Origin of the sequence: Qipengyuania pacifica, assembly GCF_019711555.1 — a bacterium.
GTDB lineage: Bacteria > Pseudomonadota > Alphaproteobacteria > Sphingomonadales > Sphingomonadaceae > Qipengyuania > Qipengyuania pacifica.
The window spans coordinates 346964-364980 of the sequence record NZ_JAIGNQ010000001.1 but is presented as its reverse complement, the minus strand read 5'-3'; the positions used below and the strand labels follow the sequence as shown (position 1 = coordinate 364980).

General features: G+C 62.1%; 15 protein-coding genes. 4 read left to right on the top strand and 11 right to left on the bottom strand.

What is annotated here, in order from left to right; all coding sequences use genetic code 11:
- The first annotated feature begins 7 nt into the window (after positions 1–7).
- Positions 8–1057: a tRNA epoxyqueuosine(34) reductase QueG gene (gene queG / locus K3177_RS01770; RefSeq protein ID WP_221596633.1), complete on the top strand. Its 1050-nt coding sequence runs from the start codon at positions 8–10 to the stop codon at positions 1055–1057.
- Here queG and K3177_RS01765 read toward each other — a convergent pair.
- From K3177_RS01765 to K3177_RS01715, 11 genes are all read right to left on the bottom strand, one after another.
- Complete coding sequence (locus K3177_RS01765; protein ID WP_221596631.1) at positions 1041–2267, bottom strand: NAD(P)/FAD-dependent oxidoreductase; 1227 nt, start codon at positions 2265–2267, stop codon at positions 1041–1043. The genes queG and K3177_RS01765 overlap by 17 nt on opposite strands.
- A 45-nt stretch (positions 2268–2312) precedes the next feature.
- Complete coding sequence (locus tag K3177_RS01760) at positions 2313–7001, bottom strand: NAD-glutamate dehydrogenase (RefSeq protein WP_221596629.1); 4689 nt, start codon at positions 6999–7001, stop codon at positions 2313–2315.
- Between the two features lie 179 nt (positions 7002–7180).
- Positions 7181–8158, bottom strand: coding sequence for an LLM class flavin-dependent oxidoreductase (locus K3177_RS01755; protein ID WP_221596628.1), 978 nt, complete (start codon positions 8156–8158; stop codon positions 7181–7183).
- Positions 8155–8994 carry a tetratricopeptide repeat protein gene (locus K3177_RS01750; protein WP_221596626.1) on the bottom strand — a complete coding sequence of 280 codons (840 nt, stop codon included), beginning with the start codon at positions 8992–8994 and terminating at the stop codon, positions 8155–8157. Before K3177_RS01750 ends, K3177_RS01755 begins: the two co-directional genes overlap by 4 nt.
- Positions 8991–9734, bottom strand: coding sequence for an alpha/beta fold hydrolase (locus tag K3177_RS01745; RefSeq protein WP_221596625.1), 744 nt, complete (start codon positions 9732–9734; stop codon positions 8991–8993). The genes K3177_RS01750 and K3177_RS01745 overlap by 4 nt, the downstream gene beginning before the upstream one ends.
- A gap of 41 nt (positions 9735–9775) precedes the next feature.
- Positions 9776–10900 (bottom strand): M48 family metallopeptidase, encoded by a 1125-nt coding sequence (locus K3177_RS01740; RefSeq protein WP_221596624.1) that lies wholly within the window; start codon positions 10898–10900, stop codon positions 9776–9778.
- Complete coding sequence (locus tag K3177_RS01735; protein WP_221596623.1) at positions 10857–11948, bottom strand: YjgN family protein; 1092 nt, start codon at positions 11946–11948, stop codon at positions 10857–10859. Before K3177_RS01735 ends, K3177_RS01740 begins: the two co-directional genes overlap by 44 nt.
- 51 nt (positions 11949–11999) lie before the next feature.
- Positions 12000–12209, bottom strand: coding sequence for a helix-turn-helix transcriptional regulator (locus tag K3177_RS01730; protein ID WP_196847165.1), 210 nt, complete (start codon positions 12207–12209; stop codon positions 12000–12002).
- Entirely contained in the window at positions 12206–12802 is a 597-nt protein-coding gene (locus K3177_RS01725; protein WP_345725334.1) for a hypothetical protein, read from the bottom strand. The genes K3177_RS01730 and K3177_RS01725 overlap by 4 nt, the downstream gene beginning before the upstream one ends.
- Complete coding sequence (locus K3177_RS01720) at positions 12784–12960, bottom strand: hypothetical protein (RefSeq protein WP_158246634.1); 177 nt, start codon at positions 12958–12960, stop codon at positions 12784–12786. Before K3177_RS01720 ends, K3177_RS01725 begins: the two co-directional genes overlap by 19 nt.
- A gap of 56 nt (positions 12961–13016) precedes the next feature.
- The gene (locus tag K3177_RS01715) at positions 13017–13199 is read right to left on the bottom strand and encodes a hypothetical protein (RefSeq protein WP_221596622.1); all 183 of its coding nucleotides are present in this window, start codon (positions 13197–13199) and stop codon (positions 13017–13019) included.
- A 157-nt stretch (positions 13200–13356) separates the two neighbouring features.
- Between K3177_RS01715 and K3177_RS01710 the strand changes: the two genes are divergently transcribed.
- From K3177_RS01710 to K3177_RS01700, 3 genes are all read left to right on the top strand, one after another.
- The gene (locus K3177_RS01710) at positions 13357–15018 is read left to right on the top strand and encodes an alkaline phosphatase D family protein (protein WP_221596621.1); all 1662 of its coding nucleotides are present in this window, start codon (positions 13357–13359) and stop codon (positions 15016–15018) included.
- Positions 15019–15264: 246 nt separating this feature from the next.
- On the top strand, positions 15265–17247 hold the full coding sequence (thrS, locus tag K3177_RS01705) for a threonine--tRNA ligase (RefSeq protein ID WP_221596620.1): 1983 nt from the start codon (positions 15265–15267) through the stop codon (positions 17245–17247).
- Positions 17248–17268: 21 nt separating this feature from the next.
- Positions 17269–18015 (top strand): sulfite exporter TauE/SafE family protein, encoded by a 747-nt coding sequence (locus K3177_RS01700; protein ID WP_221596619.1) that lies wholly within the window; start codon positions 17269–17271, stop codon positions 18013–18015.
- Positions 18016–18017 lie beyond the last annotated feature (2 nt).

The following is an 18017-nucleotide window of genomic DNA, read 5'->3' as shown; positions in this document are numbered from 1 at the left end:
CGCAAGCGTGGTTAACGCGGAATTGCAGGATGATTTGCGCAAGGAGGCGCAGCGGCTGGGCTTTGTCGCCTGCGGCTTCACCTCGGCTGCGCCCGATCCGCAGCGTGCCGCGCGCCTCGAAGAATATCTGGGCGAAGGCCGTCACGGATCGATGGAATGGATGGAAGCGCGCAAGGCCCAGCGCGCCTCGCCGCAGGGGCTATGGCCCGAAGCGAGAAGCGTGATCGCACTCGGCATGAGCTATGCGCCCGATATCGATCCGCTGGCGCTGGAATCGCAGCCTGAAAAGGCGCGTGTCTCGGTTTATGCGCAGGGGCGCGATTATCACGTTGTCGTGAAAAAGACGCTCAAGGCCCTGGCGCGCTGGCTCATCGAACGTGCGCCCGAAAGCGAACTCAAGGTTTTCGTCGATACGGCGCCGGTGATGGAAAAGCCGCTCGGCGAAGCGGCCGGGATCGGGTGGCAGGGCAAGCATACGAACGTGGTCAGCCGCAACCACGGTTCGTGGCTGTTTCTCGGCGCGATCTACTCGACCCTGGACTTCGCGACCGATACCCCGGGCCTCGACCTGTGCGGCTCCTGCCGCGCCTGTCAGGATGCCTGCCCGACCGATGCCTTCCCCAGCCCCTACAAGTTGGACGCGCGTCGCTGCATTTCCTACCTGACCATCGAGCATAAGGGCGAGGTTGAGGAAGATCTCCGCCCCCTCCTCGGCAACCGCATCTACGGCTGTGATGACTGCCTGGCTGTCTGCCCCTGGAACAAGTTCGCCGATGTCGCGCACCGCCATCTGAAGCTCGCCCCGCGCCAGGAACTGGCCGCGCCCGACCTCGCAACCTTCCTGCAGTTAGACGATGCCGGCTTCCGCCAGTTCTTCTCCGGTTCGCCCATCAAGCGCATCGGCCGCAACCGCTTCGTGCGCAACTGTCTCTACGCTGCCGGCAACAGCGGTTCCGCCGGTCTGGCGCCGCTCGTGCGCGGTCTGTGTTCGGATGAAAATCCCGTCGTCGCCGATGCCGCCCGGTGGGCGCTTGCGCGGATCAGCGCAGCTCCTTGAGCTGAACAGTCGCGTCCGCAAGCAGCTCCGGCTCGATCTCTGCGCGGTCCATCACCAGCTTGCGACCCTGGACGTAATCCTTGGTGTTGTTGACGCAATCGAGCGCCACGACCCGCCCCTCGCGCAAATAGACCACGCTGAATTTCTTGTCCGCCGGATCGCCGCGCAGAACCGCCCGGTCATGATCGATGGAGATCCCGACAGTCTGCAGTCGCAGGTCGTACTGGTTCGACCAGAACCATGGGACTGCATCGTAATCCTGCTTGTCGCCCATGATCGCCTTCGCAGCGACGGTGGCCATGTCATTGGCATTCTGTACTGACTCGAGGCGGATGACCTTGTTGTTGGCGTAGGGATTGGCATGCGCGGCACAGTCACCAATGGCGTAGATGTCGTCCAGCGTCGTACGGCAGAACGTATCGACATCGACGCCGCTCGATCCTGCCGCTCCTGCAGCGATCAGGGCCCCGACGGAGGGAACGATGCCGATACCGGCGATGATGACGTCGCAGGCGATCTTCTCGCCGCTATCGGTCAGAACAGCGCTGACCCGGCCATCTGCCCCTTCGATTGCCTCGACCCCGGTGGACAGCCGCAAGTCGACACCCTGTTCGCGGTGATAGGCGGCATAGAAATCCGAAAGTTCGGGGCCCGCGACTCGCGCGAGGACCCGTTCCTGCATTTCCACCACGGTAACTTCGCAGCCCAGCTTGCGCAGCACCGCCGCCGCTTCGAGCCCGATATAGCCAGCGCCGACGATGACTGCCCGTTTTGCACCTCCGGCCAGTTCTTCCTTCAGCGTATCGACATCGCGCCGCGTTCGGACATAATGGATACCGGCCAGATCGCTGCCCGGGCAAGACAACCGTCGGGCATCGCCACCGGCAGCCCAGATCAGCTTGCGATAGGTAATCCGGGTATCGTCCGACAGAACCAGTTCGCGCGCAATCGGATCGACTTCGTTGACGTTCCTGCCGAGACGAAGCTCGACATTCTTGTCTGCCCAGAATTTTTCGGGCCGGATCTGGATCCGTTCGAACGGCTTATCGCCCGCGAGATATTCCTTCGACAGCGGCGGTCGTTCGTACGGTGGATTGCGGTCGCGGCTGACCATGAGGATGGTATCCTCATGACCGTTCTGCCGCAGGGCGATGGCTGCCTGCGCACCGCCGTGCCCCGATCCCACGATGACGACATCGAAATGTTCCATTGCCGCGCTGGCTGGCGCGAAAACGCCAGCCGGTCAAGCTCAGTCCTATCGAGCCAGCAGGTTGCGAGCCATACTGGCCACCTGCGCTAGCGTGGCCGGAGCGACTTCACCCTGGGCCTGCGCGCGCCCGACCATGGTGCGGAACTGGCGGATTGCGGCGGCATGTTCTTCCGCCCAGATGGCAACGGTACCGACCGGATCCTTCTTCGCATCCTTGCGCCGCGAGAGCCGGCGCAGGAACTCGAGCCGCATCTGCTGGAAGTCGCGCGAAAGGCCGGCGACAAGCAGACGTTCCCATACATCGGAGGGGTTCATCATGGCCGACGTGCTCTGCGCCCAGTCGAGGCCAATGCGTTCGCCCAGATCGGTGAACGCAGCGGTGAGTTCCCGCACGTCGATCTCGCCACTGCGCGAGAGAGAAGCCAGACCAACCGCGCCGTCCAGTTCATAGAGGTGGGTGACGCGAGCGGCGAGCTTGTCAGGAGCGCCCATGTCGACGAATTCCGCGCGCAGCTTGTTGGACTGCCTGATCGATGCGTCGGTCAGCAATTCTTCCGATCCCGTCATAAGGCGCTTCACGCGGTCCTGAAGGCTGGTGATCAGTTCGCCCGGAGGAATGGTGCTGGCGCCGACCCGGATGAGATCGGCCATCTGGCTGCGAAGCGCGCCGGCCATATGGCGGAAAAGGTAGATGCGAACATCTTCGGGCATGGCAGCCGTTTCAAGCTCCGCCCACAGTTCACTCGCGCCGAAGAGCCTGTCTGCCACGATGAACGCCGCGGTCACGTTAGCCAGGCCGACACCTTCTTCTTCCGACAATTCGAAAGGATGCACGAAGCCCATGCGATTGACGAAGCGGTTGGCCAGCGCAGTTGCGATGATTTCACGCCGCAGCTGGTGCCCTTCGATCTGCGCCTTGAACTTCTTGCGCATCGCGGATGGGAAGTAGTCGAGCAGCAGATCGGCTACGCTCGGATCGTCTGGGAGGCTGCTCTGTTCGATGGCCTCCTGCAGCACCAGTTTGGTCGAGGAGAGCAACACAGCCAGTTCAGGCCGGGTCAGGCCCATGCCTTCCGACGTTCTGCGCCCCAGAGCCTCGCTCGATGCGAGACCTTCCGTCTGGCGGTCCAGCGCCCCGCGATCTTCCAGGGCCTCGATCAGGCGCAGCTGGGGCGGTACCGCGCCAGCGCCGCCCTGTTCGGCGATTGAAAGCGCCAGCGCTTGCAGGCGGTTATCCTCCAGCACGATCTCGGCGACCTCGTCGGTCATCGATTCGAGCAGCGCCACACGCTTGGGTTCGCTCAGCTTGCCCGACCGCTTGGCCGCGGCCAGTGCGATCTTGATATTGACCTCGTTATCGGAGCAATCGACCCCGGCCGAGTTATCGATGAAATCGGTGTTGCAGCGCCCGCCATGCAGCGAAAATTCGATGCGGGCTGCTTGGGTAATGCCCAGATTGGCGCCTTCTCCGATGACCTTGGCTTTCACATCGGCCGCATCCACGCGCAGGGCGTCGTTTGCAGGATCGCCTACCTGGACGTTATTTTCTTGGCTGGCCTTGATGTATGTGCCGATGCCGCCGAACCAAATGAGGTCCACTGGCGCTTTGAGAATGGCGGAAATCAGGGCTTCCGGTTCGATCGCCGATTGGTCGATACCCAGCTTAGCCTGCATCACCTTGGACAGCTTGATGCTCTTGGTATCGCGCGGGAAGACCCCGCCACCTTTGGAAATCAGGCTGCTATCGTAATCTTCCCAGCTTGAGCGCGGGAGAGCGAACAGGCGCTGACGTTCCTTCCAGCTTGCTGCCGGGTCCGGGTCCGGATCGAGAAAAATGTGGCGATGGTCGAATGCTGCGACAAGCTTGATGGCCTTGGACAGCAGCATGCCATTGCCGAACACGTCGCCCGACATGTCGCCGCAACCGACAACCTCGATGCTTTCGTTTTGCACATCGATGCCCATCTCGCGGAAGTGGCGCTGTACACTGACCCACGCGCCGCGGGCGGTGATACCCATGGCCTTGTGGTCGTATCCTTTCGAGCCGCCGCTGGCGAAAGCGTCGTCGAGCCAAAAATCCCTCGATTCGGCAATCGCATTTGCGATGTCCGAAAAGGTTGCCGTGCCCTTGTCGGCGGCGACAACGAAATATGGATCCTCGCCATCGGTAATGACCACGTGTTCGGGATGAACGACCTTGTCGTCGACGATGTTGTCGGTGACCGACAGCAATGTGCGAATAAAGGTTTCGTAGCTGCCGCGACCCTCGGCCGCCCAGGCTCCGCGATCGATGGCCGGGTTCGGGAGCTGCTTCGGATAGAAACCGCCCTTGGCGCCGGTCGGAACGATCACCGCGTTCTTCACACGCTGGGCTTTCATCAACCCGAGAATTTCCGTGCGGAAGTCGTCGCGCCGGTCAGACCAGCGCAACCCGCCGCGGGCAACCGGCCCGCTGCGCAGGTGGATGCCTTCCACCCGACGGGAATAGACGAAGATTTCGCGATAGGGGACCGGCTTGGGCAGGTTCGGGACCTTTGCCGAATCGATCTTGAAGGCGAGCGCTTCATGCGCAGCCGGTGCGAATGCGTTGGTTCGCAGGATCGCATCGATCAGCGAGTTGTACAGGCGCAGCAGACGGTCGTCATTGATCGCCTTGACCTTGGACAGGCCCCGCTTGATCGCCGCCCGCGCTTCCGCGATCGCTTCGTCGCGAGCATTGCCGAATTCGGGATCGTGACGTGCGGTGAACAGGGCCACCAGCGCACGCGTCACGTCGGGCGCAGCTGCAAGCGCATCGACCACGGTGTAGATCGTGAAGCTCATCCCGACCTGGCGCAGATAGCGATAGAAGGCGCGCAGCCAGTTCGCTTCGCGAGCCGACAGTCCCGCTTCGGGGACCAGGCGGTTGAACGGATCGTTTTCCGCCTCGGCATTCAGTACTGCAGCGATGGCTTCCTCGATTGCCGAGGAACGGTCGATCAGCGCCTTGGGATCGGCGCCCGGTTTCAGATCGAGCAGGAAATCGTGGATCGTGCCAAGACGGCCCTCGTCCAGCACGGTGGGCATTTCGGACTGAACGTAAAATCCGAAATCCTCCAGCGCAGGAACGCCTTCCGACAGTGGCAGGCTGCCTTCGGATTGATACAGTTTCAGGCGCAGCGTGCCCTTGTCTTCAGCCTCGCCGAAGCACAACCGGGCGCCGCGCACGATTTCCTCGCTTTCAACGCTGGCCCCCAGGTCATGCAGGCGAGCAATATCGAGCGCGGCTTCGTGCGGACCGAAGCGGCCGCGGAAACCAGTGGGAAAATGTTCGGCGAAACGCAGGGCAAGGCCAGCCGCGCGCGTCGGATCCTCGAGCGCGCCGAGTTCGGCTTCCACAGCCTCGCTCCAACCGCGCAGGAGGGTCTGCATCTGCTCTTCGAGCTTCGCTTCGTCGGGCGCTTCTATGCCGTCACGGATGTCGAACACGAAGCGGATCGTGGCGAGATTTCCGCCTTCCACCTCGAGGCTCCAGTCGAGCAGACGCGCCGCGGCGGCCTCTTCCAGCAGAGCCTGGATTTCGAGGCGAACCTGTGTGGCCACCATGTCGCGTGGCAACCAGACGAAGGCGAAAAGGTGACGGGCCAGCGGGGCCTCGACCAGAGCGAGACGCGGGCGCGGCCGATCGACGAGGCTCATCATCGTCGTCGCGACACGTTCGACATCCTCTTCGGAGAACCCGATGAGGAGATCGTGAGGAAGCGTGGTCAGGGCATGAACCAGCGCCTTGCCGGCATGCCCTGTTTCGTCGAAGCCATGGCGTTCGCGCAGCGCATCGAGCTGACGGCGCAGGCGTGGAACGCTGCGGGGCGGTGCGGCCAGTGCGGCGCTTGTCCAAACCCCTGCGTGAACCGAAAGGGCCACGACCTTGCCGCCTTCTTCGACCGGCACGATAAACAGATCCAGCGGCACGCGGCGGTGCACATTGCTCAGGTGATTGGCCTTGATGATAAGCAGCTTGCGCCCATCCTTGCCCTTGTCGAACCAGTCGAACGCGCGCTCGAACGATGCCTGGGCCAGCAATTCTTTCGCGCTCTTGCGGCAAATACCGCGAGCATCCTGCTGGCTGCCATCGCGCATCTGGATGACATGGCCGAGCTGGGTCAGCATCCCCGAATTCAACCATTCGAGAAGCTCTGCACCTTCTTCATCGCTCTCGCGGATGCGTGCGGCGTCTGCGGACATGGCCTCCTGCACGTCGGCCCAGTCGGTGACGGCAGCCCGGACGTCGGCGAGCGTTTCCTTGAGGCTTTCCTGGAGCTGGCGGCGGGTCTTGGCATCGACGCGCGCGGCTTCGATGTAGATCATCGATTCCCAATAGGCATCTTCCGGATCGCCGTCGGGAATGCCGGTAAGCAATCCCTTTTTGTCCCGTTCGACGGGAATGACGGGATGGACGAGCCGGTCGATCGACAGGCCAAGCGCCGCGATGGAGGCGGCCACCGAATCCACGAGGAAGGGCATGTCGTCATTGACGATGGCAATGCGCGTCAGGCGACGCTCGTCGCTCACGCTTTCGATCGCCATGGAAGATCGGCCCAGAGTCCGGTCCGCTGCCAGCGCACCCACGAATGCGGCGGCATCGGCAAGGCGCGCCTTTTCGAAAGGGGTATCGCCGCTCAACAGCGAAAGCCGCATCCTTTCGGTAATGGCGTTTTGAAGCTTTCCGGGAAGTGCTGCAGTCTTCGAACCCATGAGGGGCCTCTCTCCTTGCGGCGCATGATCATTTCGGCGCCGGGAAATATCCGAGTCGTGCGCGCCACGACCTGCGCGCCGCGCCTAGGCCGGTTGGAAACGGCTATCAAGGTGGCACAACGCAAATTTCGCAAACGTATGCGAGCATTACGCCGAACTGCCCCGCCGTTACGGCATGCCTAACTTCCGAGCGCGTCCATTGCGAGCTCGAGCGAACGGTTGCGCGCTTGCGGATCGTACATGCTACCGCCGAATATAATCTCGTCGGCCCCTGTACGGTCGATAAAGGCGCGAACCGTGTCGGCCGCCTGTTGCGGAGTTCCGGTCGCACTCGCCTGGCCGATATGGGCCAGCATCGCCTGGGCCTGCGAAGGAAGGCTGCCACGATAATCGCGGACGGGCGGCGGAAGCTTGCCCGGTTTGCCCGTGCGCAGCGATACGAACGCCTGCAATTGCGAACTGGCGAGGTAATCCGCCTCGTCCTGCGTATCGGCGACGAACAGGTTCATCGCAGCCATGACATGCGGTTTTTCCCATGCTTCGGACGGCTGAAAATCGCGCCGATAAAGCTCGAGCGCCCCATCGAGATGATCCGGGGCAAAATGGCTGGCAAAAGCATAAGGCATGCCCAGCTTCGCGGCGAGTTGCGCGCCGAACAGGCTCGATCCCAGCATCCAGAATTCGGGTTTCGCGCCTAGTCCGGGGGTGGGGTGAATTGTCGTTTCGCCCGCCATGAACGCCATGAGCTCCACCACGTCCTGCGGAAACATTTCGGCAGCCCGGTGGAGATCCTTCCGCAACGCGCGCTGCAGCTCGGGCCCGGCGCCCGGGGCGCGGCCGAGACCTAAATCAATACGGCCCGGAAACAATGCATCGAGCGTTCCGAACTGTTCGGCGATCTGGAAAGGCGTGTGATTGGGCAGCATGATGCCGCCCGATCCGATACGGATGGTCGACGTCGCATTGCCGATATGCGCGAGAACCACGGATGTCGCCCCGCCCGCGATGCCTTCCATGGCGTGGTGTTCGGCCACCCAGAAACGCTTGCAACCCACTTTTTCCGCCGTTCTGGCAAGCGTCGTGGCGGCGTCGAACGCCTCTCCCAATGTGCCGCCCTGGCGGACCGGGACGAGGTCGAGAATGGAAAAATCGGTCACGGTTTCAATTGCTCCAGATAGGCTCGGGCACGCGTGGCTTCATCGCTCTCGGGCGCAACCAGGAGGACGGAATCGAAACTGCGGCGGGCCTCTTCTTCCCTGCCCGATAGCGCGGCGATCACGCCTGCTTCCAGGCCAACCGCGGGGTCCTGCGGGGCAAGCGTTGCGGCTTGAGCAATCTGCTCCTGCGCCTCTCCCAAGCGTTCGAGGCGGCGCGAGAGGGTAGCCGAAAGCAGCCAGGCGCGGGCATTGGCCGGATCGCTGGTTCGCGCTTCTGCCAGGGCTTTCGCCGCTTCATCGTTACGACCCAATGCAACCAGCGCCCGTGCACGGTCGACCGAAACGCTGGCAGAAAGTACGGTATCGCCTGCCTCTGCAGCATAGCTGACTGCCCGACCGAACGCGAGTTCGCCAATGGCCGGTTTGCCCTGAGCCATGGCAGCATTGCCAGACATGGCCGAAAGCCTTGCCTGATAGGCCGGTGCGCCGTCAGGAACTTCCCCGGCAGCCAGATCGAAGGCCTGCTGCGCCCCTTCAAAGTCGTCCAGTCTTACAAGCGCCAGACCCAGGCAATGAGCCGACTGGGCGAGCTCAAGCTGGGTTTCGGCGGTTTCGCGCCATTTCTGCGCCATGTCGCTGGCCGCCTCGGCATCTTCGGCCGCCATCGTCACGCATTCAGCAAGCTTTCCGCTAGCCGCATGGGCGGTCGCGGGCGCATTTTCCGCATTTGTCTGGCGCGCTCGTTCGCGCGTTTCGTCCGGAATGTCGGGAAATGTGGTGCTGGTGGGTGCAGGGCCGACCTGCATGAGCAGCAAGGCAAGGGCAGAGGCAATCATGAAGGGCCTTTCGAAAGCGCTTCGACCGTTTGCAATATCAGGGCGATGTCCTGATCGCGCGACAGCCGGTGATCGCCGTCCTTTATCAAGGTGACCTGTATGTCGTCCGAACGGAGCGCTTCGGCAAGGCGCGTGCTGATATCCCACGGCACATCGTCATCTCTCTGCCCGTGGATCAGCCGAACGGGCGCTTCGATGGGTATTTCGCTGCCCAGCAGCAATTGCGACTGTCCATCGGCGAAGAAGCCCGGATGCGTCGGCGTCGGTTCGGGGCCATAGGGATTGTCGTCATAGACGGTCTCGCCTGCTGCGAGCTTGTCCTTGTCCGTATCGGAACGGCCCCATTCGGTGAAATCGGGTGCAGGAGCAATTCCGACCAAGCCTGCCAGCCTGTCGCTCAGTTCCATGCCGGCGAGCAGCATCAGCCAGCCGCCCATCGACGATCCGACGATCACGACCTGTCCTTCGATTTTCGCGTCGATCAGCGCTAGGACCTCCTCTCTCCACCTCGACAGGGTTCCGTCAGCAAAGCTGCCACCGCTCTGACCGCATCCGGAATAATCGAACAGCAGGCAGGCCCGGCCCTGCCGACGGGCCCAGTCGAACATGGCGGTGGCCTTGCCGCCTGCCATGTCGGACATGTAGCCGGGCAGGAAGACCAGAGCGGGGCCGGTCCCACGGATATGGCGATAGGCGATGCGTCGCCCGTCGGGCATGGTGAACTGCTTGGTGTCGAACATGGCGGGCGATGTCGGCCCGCAACCTGGCGATTGCAAGTCTTTCAGAAGAACTCGAATTCCTCGACGTCCGGGTCGTCGGCACACATGATCTTCAGCGCTTCGAACTCATCATCGGTAATGGCAGGCGGGTAAGCCGTTCTTCCGCCCGCCGCGTCACGATAGGCTTTCGCGCGCTCGTTCGACGAGGGATGGCTGGCTATCCAGCCGAGCAGGGCAGGAGAGTTATCCTCGTCGCCATGCTCTTTGGCCATACGCTCGAAGAAACTGGCTGCGCCCAAAGGCGATATGTCGCTCTGCGCCATGCGTACTCGCGCATAATCGTCGGCTTCGCGTTCGGCATCGCGCGAATAGCCCATCGACGCCAGCCCGACCGCCCCATTGGTGAGCCCCGAATCCGCGCCTGCGAGCAGAACAGACAGACCGAACTGCCTCAGCAGCGCCGTCATGACATGCCGTTCGCGTACATGGCCGACTTCGTGGGCCAAGACGCCCGCAAGTTCCTCTGGAGATTCGGCCTGCTGGACCAGGCCATCGAAGAGCAGTACCTGCCCCCCTGGCAATGCTATCGCATTGACCATGTCCATGTTCGCAATCCCGGCTCGGACCTTCTCTCTTGCCGGATCGACTTTCCCCAACAGTTTGGCGAGGGCGGCATCACCCTCTGGCGTATGGCATATCCGACCGCCGAAATCGCCGACCATCGCCTCGCCGATGTTGCGCTCCCAGCTGGCCGGAATGCGCGGGCCGAGCCAGTCTGGTGCAGTCATGAACAAAGCCACGGCGGCCACGCTCACAACAGTGAAAATCGCGGCGGCTTTGCCAAGACCAAGCTTGTCTACCCACGCCCCGTATTCGCTCTTCCCCGGAAGCTGCGAGGCGAGGCCGGGCGGTAGGTCGTTTGGCAGAACCAAACGAAAATCGGGGACGCTCTCGCGGCGATAGAGGGTGCGGTCCGTACGTGTATCGCCAAACCGCAGATCGGCTGCGTTCAGATCGACCCGGGAGCTACTTGCCTGAAGCGACAGGCCGCCCCGACCATCCCACCGCAGCACCCCCGAATGCCGCAGCGCATTCGTGCCGTCGTACCATTCAGCAGGAACTTCGAAGGCATCATCCATCGGTTCAGATCGCGCCCATGTCGAAAGCGTCGAGCAGGCCTTCGCCATGCTTGGCGGTCCTGGTTTGCGACTGGGTCAGCTCGTCGAGGAGAATTTCTCCGCCCGCCTCGAGATGCGTCATGAAGAACTTCCAGTGGCGATAGGATAGGAAAACGAAGCCCAGGCCCAGCGTGAAAACAACTAGCAGTGCATCGCCGATCAGCAGCTTGACCCAATCCATGGTCGATGCCTCGAAACTGAAATGAAGCGAGCGCCACCGTGTCGCCCCCACCACTTCGCGATAGAATTTCGCATAGAACGCAACCGCGATCAGGCCGAGGCCGAGATAGAAGAACAGGACGATGCCGATGACCCCGACTATGCCGCCGATGGCCCTCCCATTCTCGCCGCCGATTCCGTAACCGGCAAGCATGCCCATGCCGCCCATGATCAGCATTCCGACGAACATCACGAACGGTGCCAGATAAAACAGCAGGAAACGCGCGAAGACCCCGCCCGCTTCCGCGTCGGCCTCGAAGGCGAACGGACCGAAGCTCATCTTGCTCCAGCGCTCGTTCCAGAGGCTTGTCATCGACCAGGGGATGAGCAGTCCGAGCGGAAGCCAGCCGACCATCGTCTTCCACATGTAGGACAGGCCAAAAAGGAAACCGCCGCTGTCGCTGCCGCCACGTATGCTGCGCCAGCGGGTCCGCGACAGGCGATAACGAAGTGCGCGGAAGCGGGCGACCCCGCCCAGATAGAAAATCGATACGAGGGCGATTGCCCCGAGTCCGGCGCCGATGGCTTCGTATCCGCGAGCGATCAGTGCCTGTGCCACGAAGCTCAACCCGAAATAGGGCAGGCCGAACAGCAGGATGACCATCACGAAGCCGAGAAATAGTTCCATGCCGGTGCCGGCCCATTCAAGGTGTTCATCGACGAAGCGCGTCCGCGACCACAGATAACGGCGTTCGCGCGCAGTCGCCCAGAACCGGTAAATGCCCAGCGTCACGATGGTCAGCAGAAGGTTGGGCAGCGCGATCCGCGCGAAATCCTTCCAATTACCTTCGAAAACGAAGGCGCTGTCACTGCCTTCCAAGTCCTGCGACCCCTGCATAATCAATGACCTCCGATCCCCGCCGCGTGGTCGGGGATCGGAGAGCCAGTGTCAATCGGCGCGCGGTTCTTCTTCACGCAGGAAGATTTCCTCGATCGTCATGTCGAAGATGTCGGCAATACGAAAGGCCAGCGGCAGGGATGGGTCGTAGCGTCCGGTTTCGATGGCGTTGACGCTTTGGCGCGACACTTCCAGTCGCGCCGCGAGATCCTGCTGGCTCCAGTCCCGCTCGGCGCGCAGGACCTTGAGGCGGTTCTTCATGCGTCGCGCACCTTTTGCCAAAGCTGTGCGAAGCCCAGGCCGATGGCCCAGACTGGCAAGACCCACCACGCCCAGACATGCGGCACCAGTTCGAACATTTCCAGGAAGCCCCAGAAGATGCCCAGCGCCAGCACAAGGCCAAGTGCAATCAGCGCAGCCATGATCGTGCGGTGCCGGAGATACTCATCCTGCTCTTCGGCAAGGTAGCGGGCCATCGCCCAGATCACGCCGAAAGTGGGCAGGGTGGGCAATAGCGAGATTGCGAACACGACCGGACGGGACAATTCGTAGTTGTCCCACAGGGTGACCGCGATGCCCAGTCCGAGCGCATAGCCGAAGCTGCTGACCAGCACACGACGATTATAGTCCACCATCGCCTTGCTCGCACAGCCGGCTGTGCGCTGCCGCGCGATCGGAATCAGCAGGCCGGTGGCCAGTGCAAGCAGGATGAAGCCTGTCGGCCCGTTAATTGCATCGGTGAGCTTGAGAGTGCCAACTATCCCTATGGCGACCAGATAGAGCACAACCCAGAGATAGGGAGAACGGCCCCGAGGCCGATCACCCGATGCCGCGCTCAAGACACGCTCTCGCACGAGCGGCCGCCGACCTTACGCATGTGGGTCAGGGCAATGACGGCAAGGCCGATGGTGACGGTCAATGCGATACCGTCAGACACTTCGAGATGCACCATCAACATGGCGGCTGCAATGATCAGCGAACCATAGGCAAGGGCTATCCGGCGAACTTTCATGGTTGTGGTCTCCAGAACTGTGGGATTTCGAACGAATTGGAATCGGGCGGACCCGGTCACTGTTTCAGCGCGCACACCCCGCAATCGGTATTGCCTTTACGACGGTTGAGTACCGCAAGCAGGGGGAGCGTGAATATGGCGAGGAAGGTCGACCAGTCCGGCAGTATGTCGAAGATATTGAGCAAGGCGATACACAAGACCGCGGCAGCCCAAACTAGATTGCGCACTCTGGGATTCATGACAACTCTCCTTTTCATCGTGTAAAGGCTATTTGTCACCATCCTAGGGGCATGTCAAGCAAAGTTGACAAAGTGACGCGTGACCTTTCCGCGCGTGGTTTTTGGCTTGTCATGACATGGCCATGAGGCGCAGGCAGACGCGAGACGAGGAGATTTCATGACTGCCACTGAGCCCCCCGCTTCGCCGAAGCTTCCCGCACTTGACCGCCGCAGCCTCTTAAAGGCCGGCTTGCTGGGTTCCGGCATGCTTGCTGCCCCCCTTTCTGCAAGCCAGCCGGGACGCGGCTTTACGCATGGTGTGGCCAGCGGCGAGCCTGGACCTGATCGCGTATTGTTGTGGACCCGTTTCCAAGCCGATCAGGATACGCCGCTGGAGTTCGAGGTCAGCGATTCGGTTGATTTCACCCGCAAGATTGCCGGTGGCTCAATCACCGCGAGGGCAGAGAACGACTGGTGCTGCAAGACCTTTGCCGAAGGCCTCGAGCCGGCAGAGTCGTATTATTTCCGGTTCATTGCGCCGGACGGCAGCATTTCCGACATCGGCCGCACCCGCACACTGCCCGAGGGGCCAGCCGATCGTTTTCGCATGGCTGTGTTCTCCTGCGCGAACATCGGCTTTGGCTGGTTCAACGCCTATGCCCATGCCGCGGCAGACGGCAACTTCGACTGTGTGCTGCACCTTGGCGACTATTTTTACGAGTACGCCCCGGGTACGTATCCCTCGACCGACGAAACCGTTTCCGGCCGCAGCGTGTGGCCCTCCCACGAACTCGTCGCGCTGGCCGATTACCGGGAACGGTACGCGGCGTATCGGCAGGATCCGGACCTGCGGCGATTGCACCAGCTTTTCCCCATGATCGCGGTCTGGGACGACCACGAAAGCGCCAACGATTCCTGGGAAGGGGGGGCAGAAAACCATCAACCCGACAGCGAGGGCGAATGGTCGGTTCGCAAGGCGGCAGCGATGAAGGCCTATCGCGAATGGATGCCGGTATCCGACGAGCCATGGGCAGAATACGAGGTTGGCGACCTCGCAACGCTCTATCGCCTCGAAACGCGGCTCACGGCACGCGCCAAGCAATTCAGTCTTGGTGACGTGCTGCGAGGTGGCAGCTCGCCGGAGGAAGCCAAGGCGGCACTCATTGCTTTTCGTGATGGCGACTACAGGGATCCTGCGCGCGAACTGCTCGGTTCTGCTCAGCAGGGTTGGTTGGCGGAAGGCTTCAGCCGCTCGAAGGCTGCCGGCAAGACTTGGCAGGTCCTTGTCCAACAGGTCTTGATGGGCAACCTCATCTCTTCTCCATCTCTGGCTGCTGCGCTTCCCAAGGATGCGCCCGACTACATTCGCCAAAGGGTGCTCGCCGGCGCCATGGCCGGGGCAGAAGGCGTACCCTTCAGTATGGATGCATGGGATGGGTATCCCGCCGCGCGTCGGCGGGTGTTCGAAGCGGCACTGTCAGCGGATGCGAACCTTATCAGCCTTGCCGGCGACACCCATAACGCCTGGGCCTTCGATCTCGATCTCGAGGGAACACCGGTCGGTGTGGAGTTCGGGGGCCAGTCTGTAACCTCTCCCGGTTTCGAAGGTTATCTTCCGCAAGTCCCGCCCGATGTTCTGGCCCGGGATGCAGTTGCAACCAATGCACAGCTGCAATGGATGGATTCGTCGCGCCGCGGATATATGGCCGTCGAACTTACACCCGGCAGCGCCACGAGCGAATACCGCTTCCTTGGCAGCGTCCGCGAAAAGGGCGCGGGCGTGGTAGCAACAAAGCGGATGACGACCCTCGCAGGCAGCCGCAAGCTGGATATGGGTTGAGATATCAGCTCGACGGAGTTATCTGAGGGGCATGACGCCCATGCGCATCACGACCACGACAACTACCACTACCACCCTGGGCAACCGGGGGTGGTCGGTCGCGGCTTGAGCGATCCACCGCCGCCCGGTTTCGGGTGGTTGGCGTTTCTTCCCGAAATCGGAATTCTTCGCAAACGCCGCTTCAAGGCTGCGCCTCCTTGTGCCATGGGCGCGGCAATTAACGGCGAAGAGCCCTAGGACGAGACGATGACGGAACTTCTCAAGATTAGCCTGCCCGATGGTTCGGTGCGTGAAATGGAGCCCGGTTCCACGCCTGCCGACGTAGCGGCCGCGATCGGGCCGGGACTTGCGAAGGCAGCCATTGCCGCCCGCGTCGATGGCGAATTGCGCGACATCAATCGTCCATTCGAGAGCGATTCCGAACTGGCTCTCGTCACGGCCCGCGACGAGGATGACGCGCTTGAACTTGCGCGCCATGATTTTGCCCATGTGCTGGCAGAAGCGGTGCAGGCCCTGTGGCCCGGCACGCAGATCACTTTCGGTCCATCGACGGATGACGGCTTTTACTACGATGTGAAGGCGCCCGCGGACCGTGACCCGTTCAGCATGGACGATCTTCCCGCGATCGAGGAAAAGATGCGCGAGATCATCAAGGCGGACAAACCCCTGCGCCGGGAAGTCTGGAGCCGCCAGCAATTGATCGACAAGTGGGAGGCCGAGGGCGAGGCCTTCAAGGCGGAATGGGCGCGGGAACTGCCGGAAAACGAAGAACTCACGGTTTACTGGTCGGGGGAAGACTGGCTCGACATGTGTCGCGGTCCTCACCTTGCCAGCACGGGCAAGCTCGACCCGCAGGCCTTCAAGCTCATGCGTGTCGCCGGAGCATACTGGCGCGGCGACCAGAGGAATGCGCAGCTCACACGTATCTACGGCACCGGCTGGCTCAACAAGAAGCAGCTCAACGCTCATCTGACGCGGCTGGAGGAAGCGGCCAAGCGCGATCACCGCAAACTGGGCCGCGAGATGGACCTTTTCCACTTGCAGGAAGAGGCGCACGGCAGCGTCTTCTGGCATCCCAACGGCTATCGCATCTGGCGCCAGCTCGAAGCCTATATGCGTCGCAAGATGGATAAGGCGGGCTATCGCGAGATCAAGACGCCTCAGGTGATGGACGCGCGCCAGTGGGAACAGTCCGGCCACTGGGGCAAGTACCGCGAAAACATGTTCGTTATTCCAGACGAAGTGCCCAATACCGAGGAAGACGGTCCGGTCATCTCCGGTGAAGCCGACTGGATGGCATTGAAGCCCATGAACTGCCCGGCCCATGTGCTCGTGTTCAAGCAAGGCATCACCTCTTACCGCGACCTGCCGATCCGGCTGGGCGAGATGGGCTGTTGCCACCGCAACGAGCCGCATGGCGCGCTCCACGGTCTGATGCGCGTGCGACAGTTCACGCAGGATGATGCGCATATCTTCTGTACGGAAGGCCAGGTTGTAGAGGAGGTGCAGGCCTTCCTTGCGCTGGCGGATACGGTCTATCGCGATTTCGGGTTCAGCTATGACATCAAGCTTGCGCTGCGCCCGGAACAGCGGTTCGGCTCGGATGCGGATTGGGACAAGGCCGAACAGGAACTGCGCGACGCGCTGACAGCAAACGGCCTCGAATGGGAAGAATTGCCCGGCGAAGGGGCGTTCTATGCTCCCAAGCTCGAATGGCACCTGACCGACGCGATCGGTCGCACATGGCAGGTCGGCACGATCCAGTCCGACCGCGTCCTGCCCGACCGTCTCGACGCGAGCTTTGTCGGAGAGGATGGGGAGAAGCATCGCCCCGTCATGCTGCACCGCGCGATCTTTGGTTCGTACGAGCGCTTCATCGGCATTCTGATCGAGCATTTCGCCGGTCGCCTGCCCGTTTGGCTCGCCCCGACGCAGGCGGTGGTCGCTACCATCGTGTCCGATGCGGACGATTACGCCAAGGAAGCCGTCGGAAAGCTGGAAGCCGCGGGGATCCGGGTCGACAGCGATCTGCGCAACGAAAAGATCAACTACAAGGTGCGCGAGCATAGCCTCGCGAAAGTTCCGCACCTGTTGGTTGTCGGCAAGCGCGAGGCGGAGGAAGGCACCGTCGCGGTCCGCACGCTGGGCGAGAAGGACCAGCGCGTGATGAGCCTCGAGGAAGCCATCGACATGCTGCGCACCGAGGCGACGCCGCCCGATCTGCGATAATCGTCAGAAAGGGCGGGGTACATGGATGTAATCGCCGGCTACAGTATCGCAGCCGTACTCGCTGCGCTGGCTGCAGCTTTCGGATCGGCTTTCGTTCGCGGCCTTACCGGTTTCGGCATGGCGATACTGATCGTCCCGATCCTGGCGCTCGCCCTCTCGCCGGTCCACGCGGTGCTGGTGACCAATTTCCTTTCGGTTTTCATCGGTGTTTCCGAAATCAGGCGGCTACTGCGCGAGGCGGAAAGATCCGCCTGGTTTATCATCGCAATGGTCGCGGTGACCACGCCCGTTGGGCTTTACGCGCTGAGCCTGACCACCCCCGCGATCGCACGGGTCGTGATTGCCTTCATCGCTCTTTCGGCGTTCGTGGCCATACTCCTTCCGCGGCGTAGGGTCGCGCATCACCACCCGGCGACAACGGGCGGCGTGGGGCTGCTTAGCGGGCTGATGACAGGATACGCCGGAATGCCCGGCCCGCCGGTCGTTCCCTATTACGTCGGGCGCGATATACCTCGCGAAACGGCCAAGGCATCGATGCTGCTGATCTTTACCTGCGCATCCAGTGTCGGTCTGGCGAGCGGTGCCGCGATCGGTGTCCTGGAGTGGAAGCTGGCCCTGCTCGCGGCGCTTCTGTTTCCGGCGGTGCTGCTCGGAAACTGGCTGGGCAACAAAGCATCGGGCCGTATTGGCGACCGTAGCTGGCGCATATGCGTGGGCATGGTGCTCGGTGGCGCAGCCGCGGCTGCGCTATGGAAGGCGATCGTCTGACC

Coding starts and splice junctions, on each gene's coding strand:
- K3177_RS01700 (WP_221596619.1), top strand. CDS start 17,269: ATGGATGTAATCGCCGGCTACAGTATCGCAGCCGTACTCGCTGCGCTG.
- K3177_RS01745 (WP_221596625.1), bottom strand. CDS start 9,734: ATGTTCGACACCAAGCAGTTCACCATGCCCGACGGGCGACGCATCGCC.
- K3177_RS01740 (WP_221596624.1), bottom strand. CDS start 10,900: ATGGCGAAGGCCTGCTCGACGCTTTCGACATGGGCGCGATCTGAACCG.
- K3177_RS01710 (WP_221596621.1), top strand. CDS start 13,357: ATGACTGCCACTGAGCCCCCCGCTTCGCCGAAGCTTCCCGCACTTGAC.
- K3177_RS01730 (WP_196847165.1), bottom strand. CDS start 12,209: ATGAAGAACCGCCTCAAGGTCCTGCGCGCCGAGCGGGACTGGAGCCAG.
- K3177_RS01760 (WP_221596629.1), bottom strand. CDS start 7,001: ATGGGTTCGAAGACTGCAGCACTTCCCGGAAAGCTTCAAAACGCCATT.
- K3177_RS01735 (WP_221596623.1), bottom strand. CDS start 11,948: ATGCAGGGGTCGCAGGACTTGGAAGGCAGTGACAGCGCCTTCGTTTTC.
- K3177_RS01720 (WP_158246634.1), bottom strand. CDS start 12,960: ATGAAAGTTCGCCGGATAGCCCTTGCCTATGGTTCGCTGATCATTGCA.
- K3177_RS01765 (WP_221596631.1), bottom strand. CDS start 2,267: ATGGAACATTTCGATGTCGTCATCGTGGGATCGGGGCACGGCGGTGCG.
- K3177_RS01715 (WP_221596622.1), bottom strand. CDS start 13,199: ATGAATCCCAGAGTGCGCAATCTAGTTTGGGCTGCCGCGGTCTTGTGT.
- K3177_RS01750 (WP_221596626.1), bottom strand. CDS start 8,994: ATGATTGCCTCTGCCCTTGCCTTGCTGCTCATGCAGGTCGGCCCTGCA.
- thrS (WP_221596620.1), top strand. CDS start 15,265: ATGACGGAACTTCTCAAGATTAGCCTGCCCGATGGTTCGGTGCGTGAA.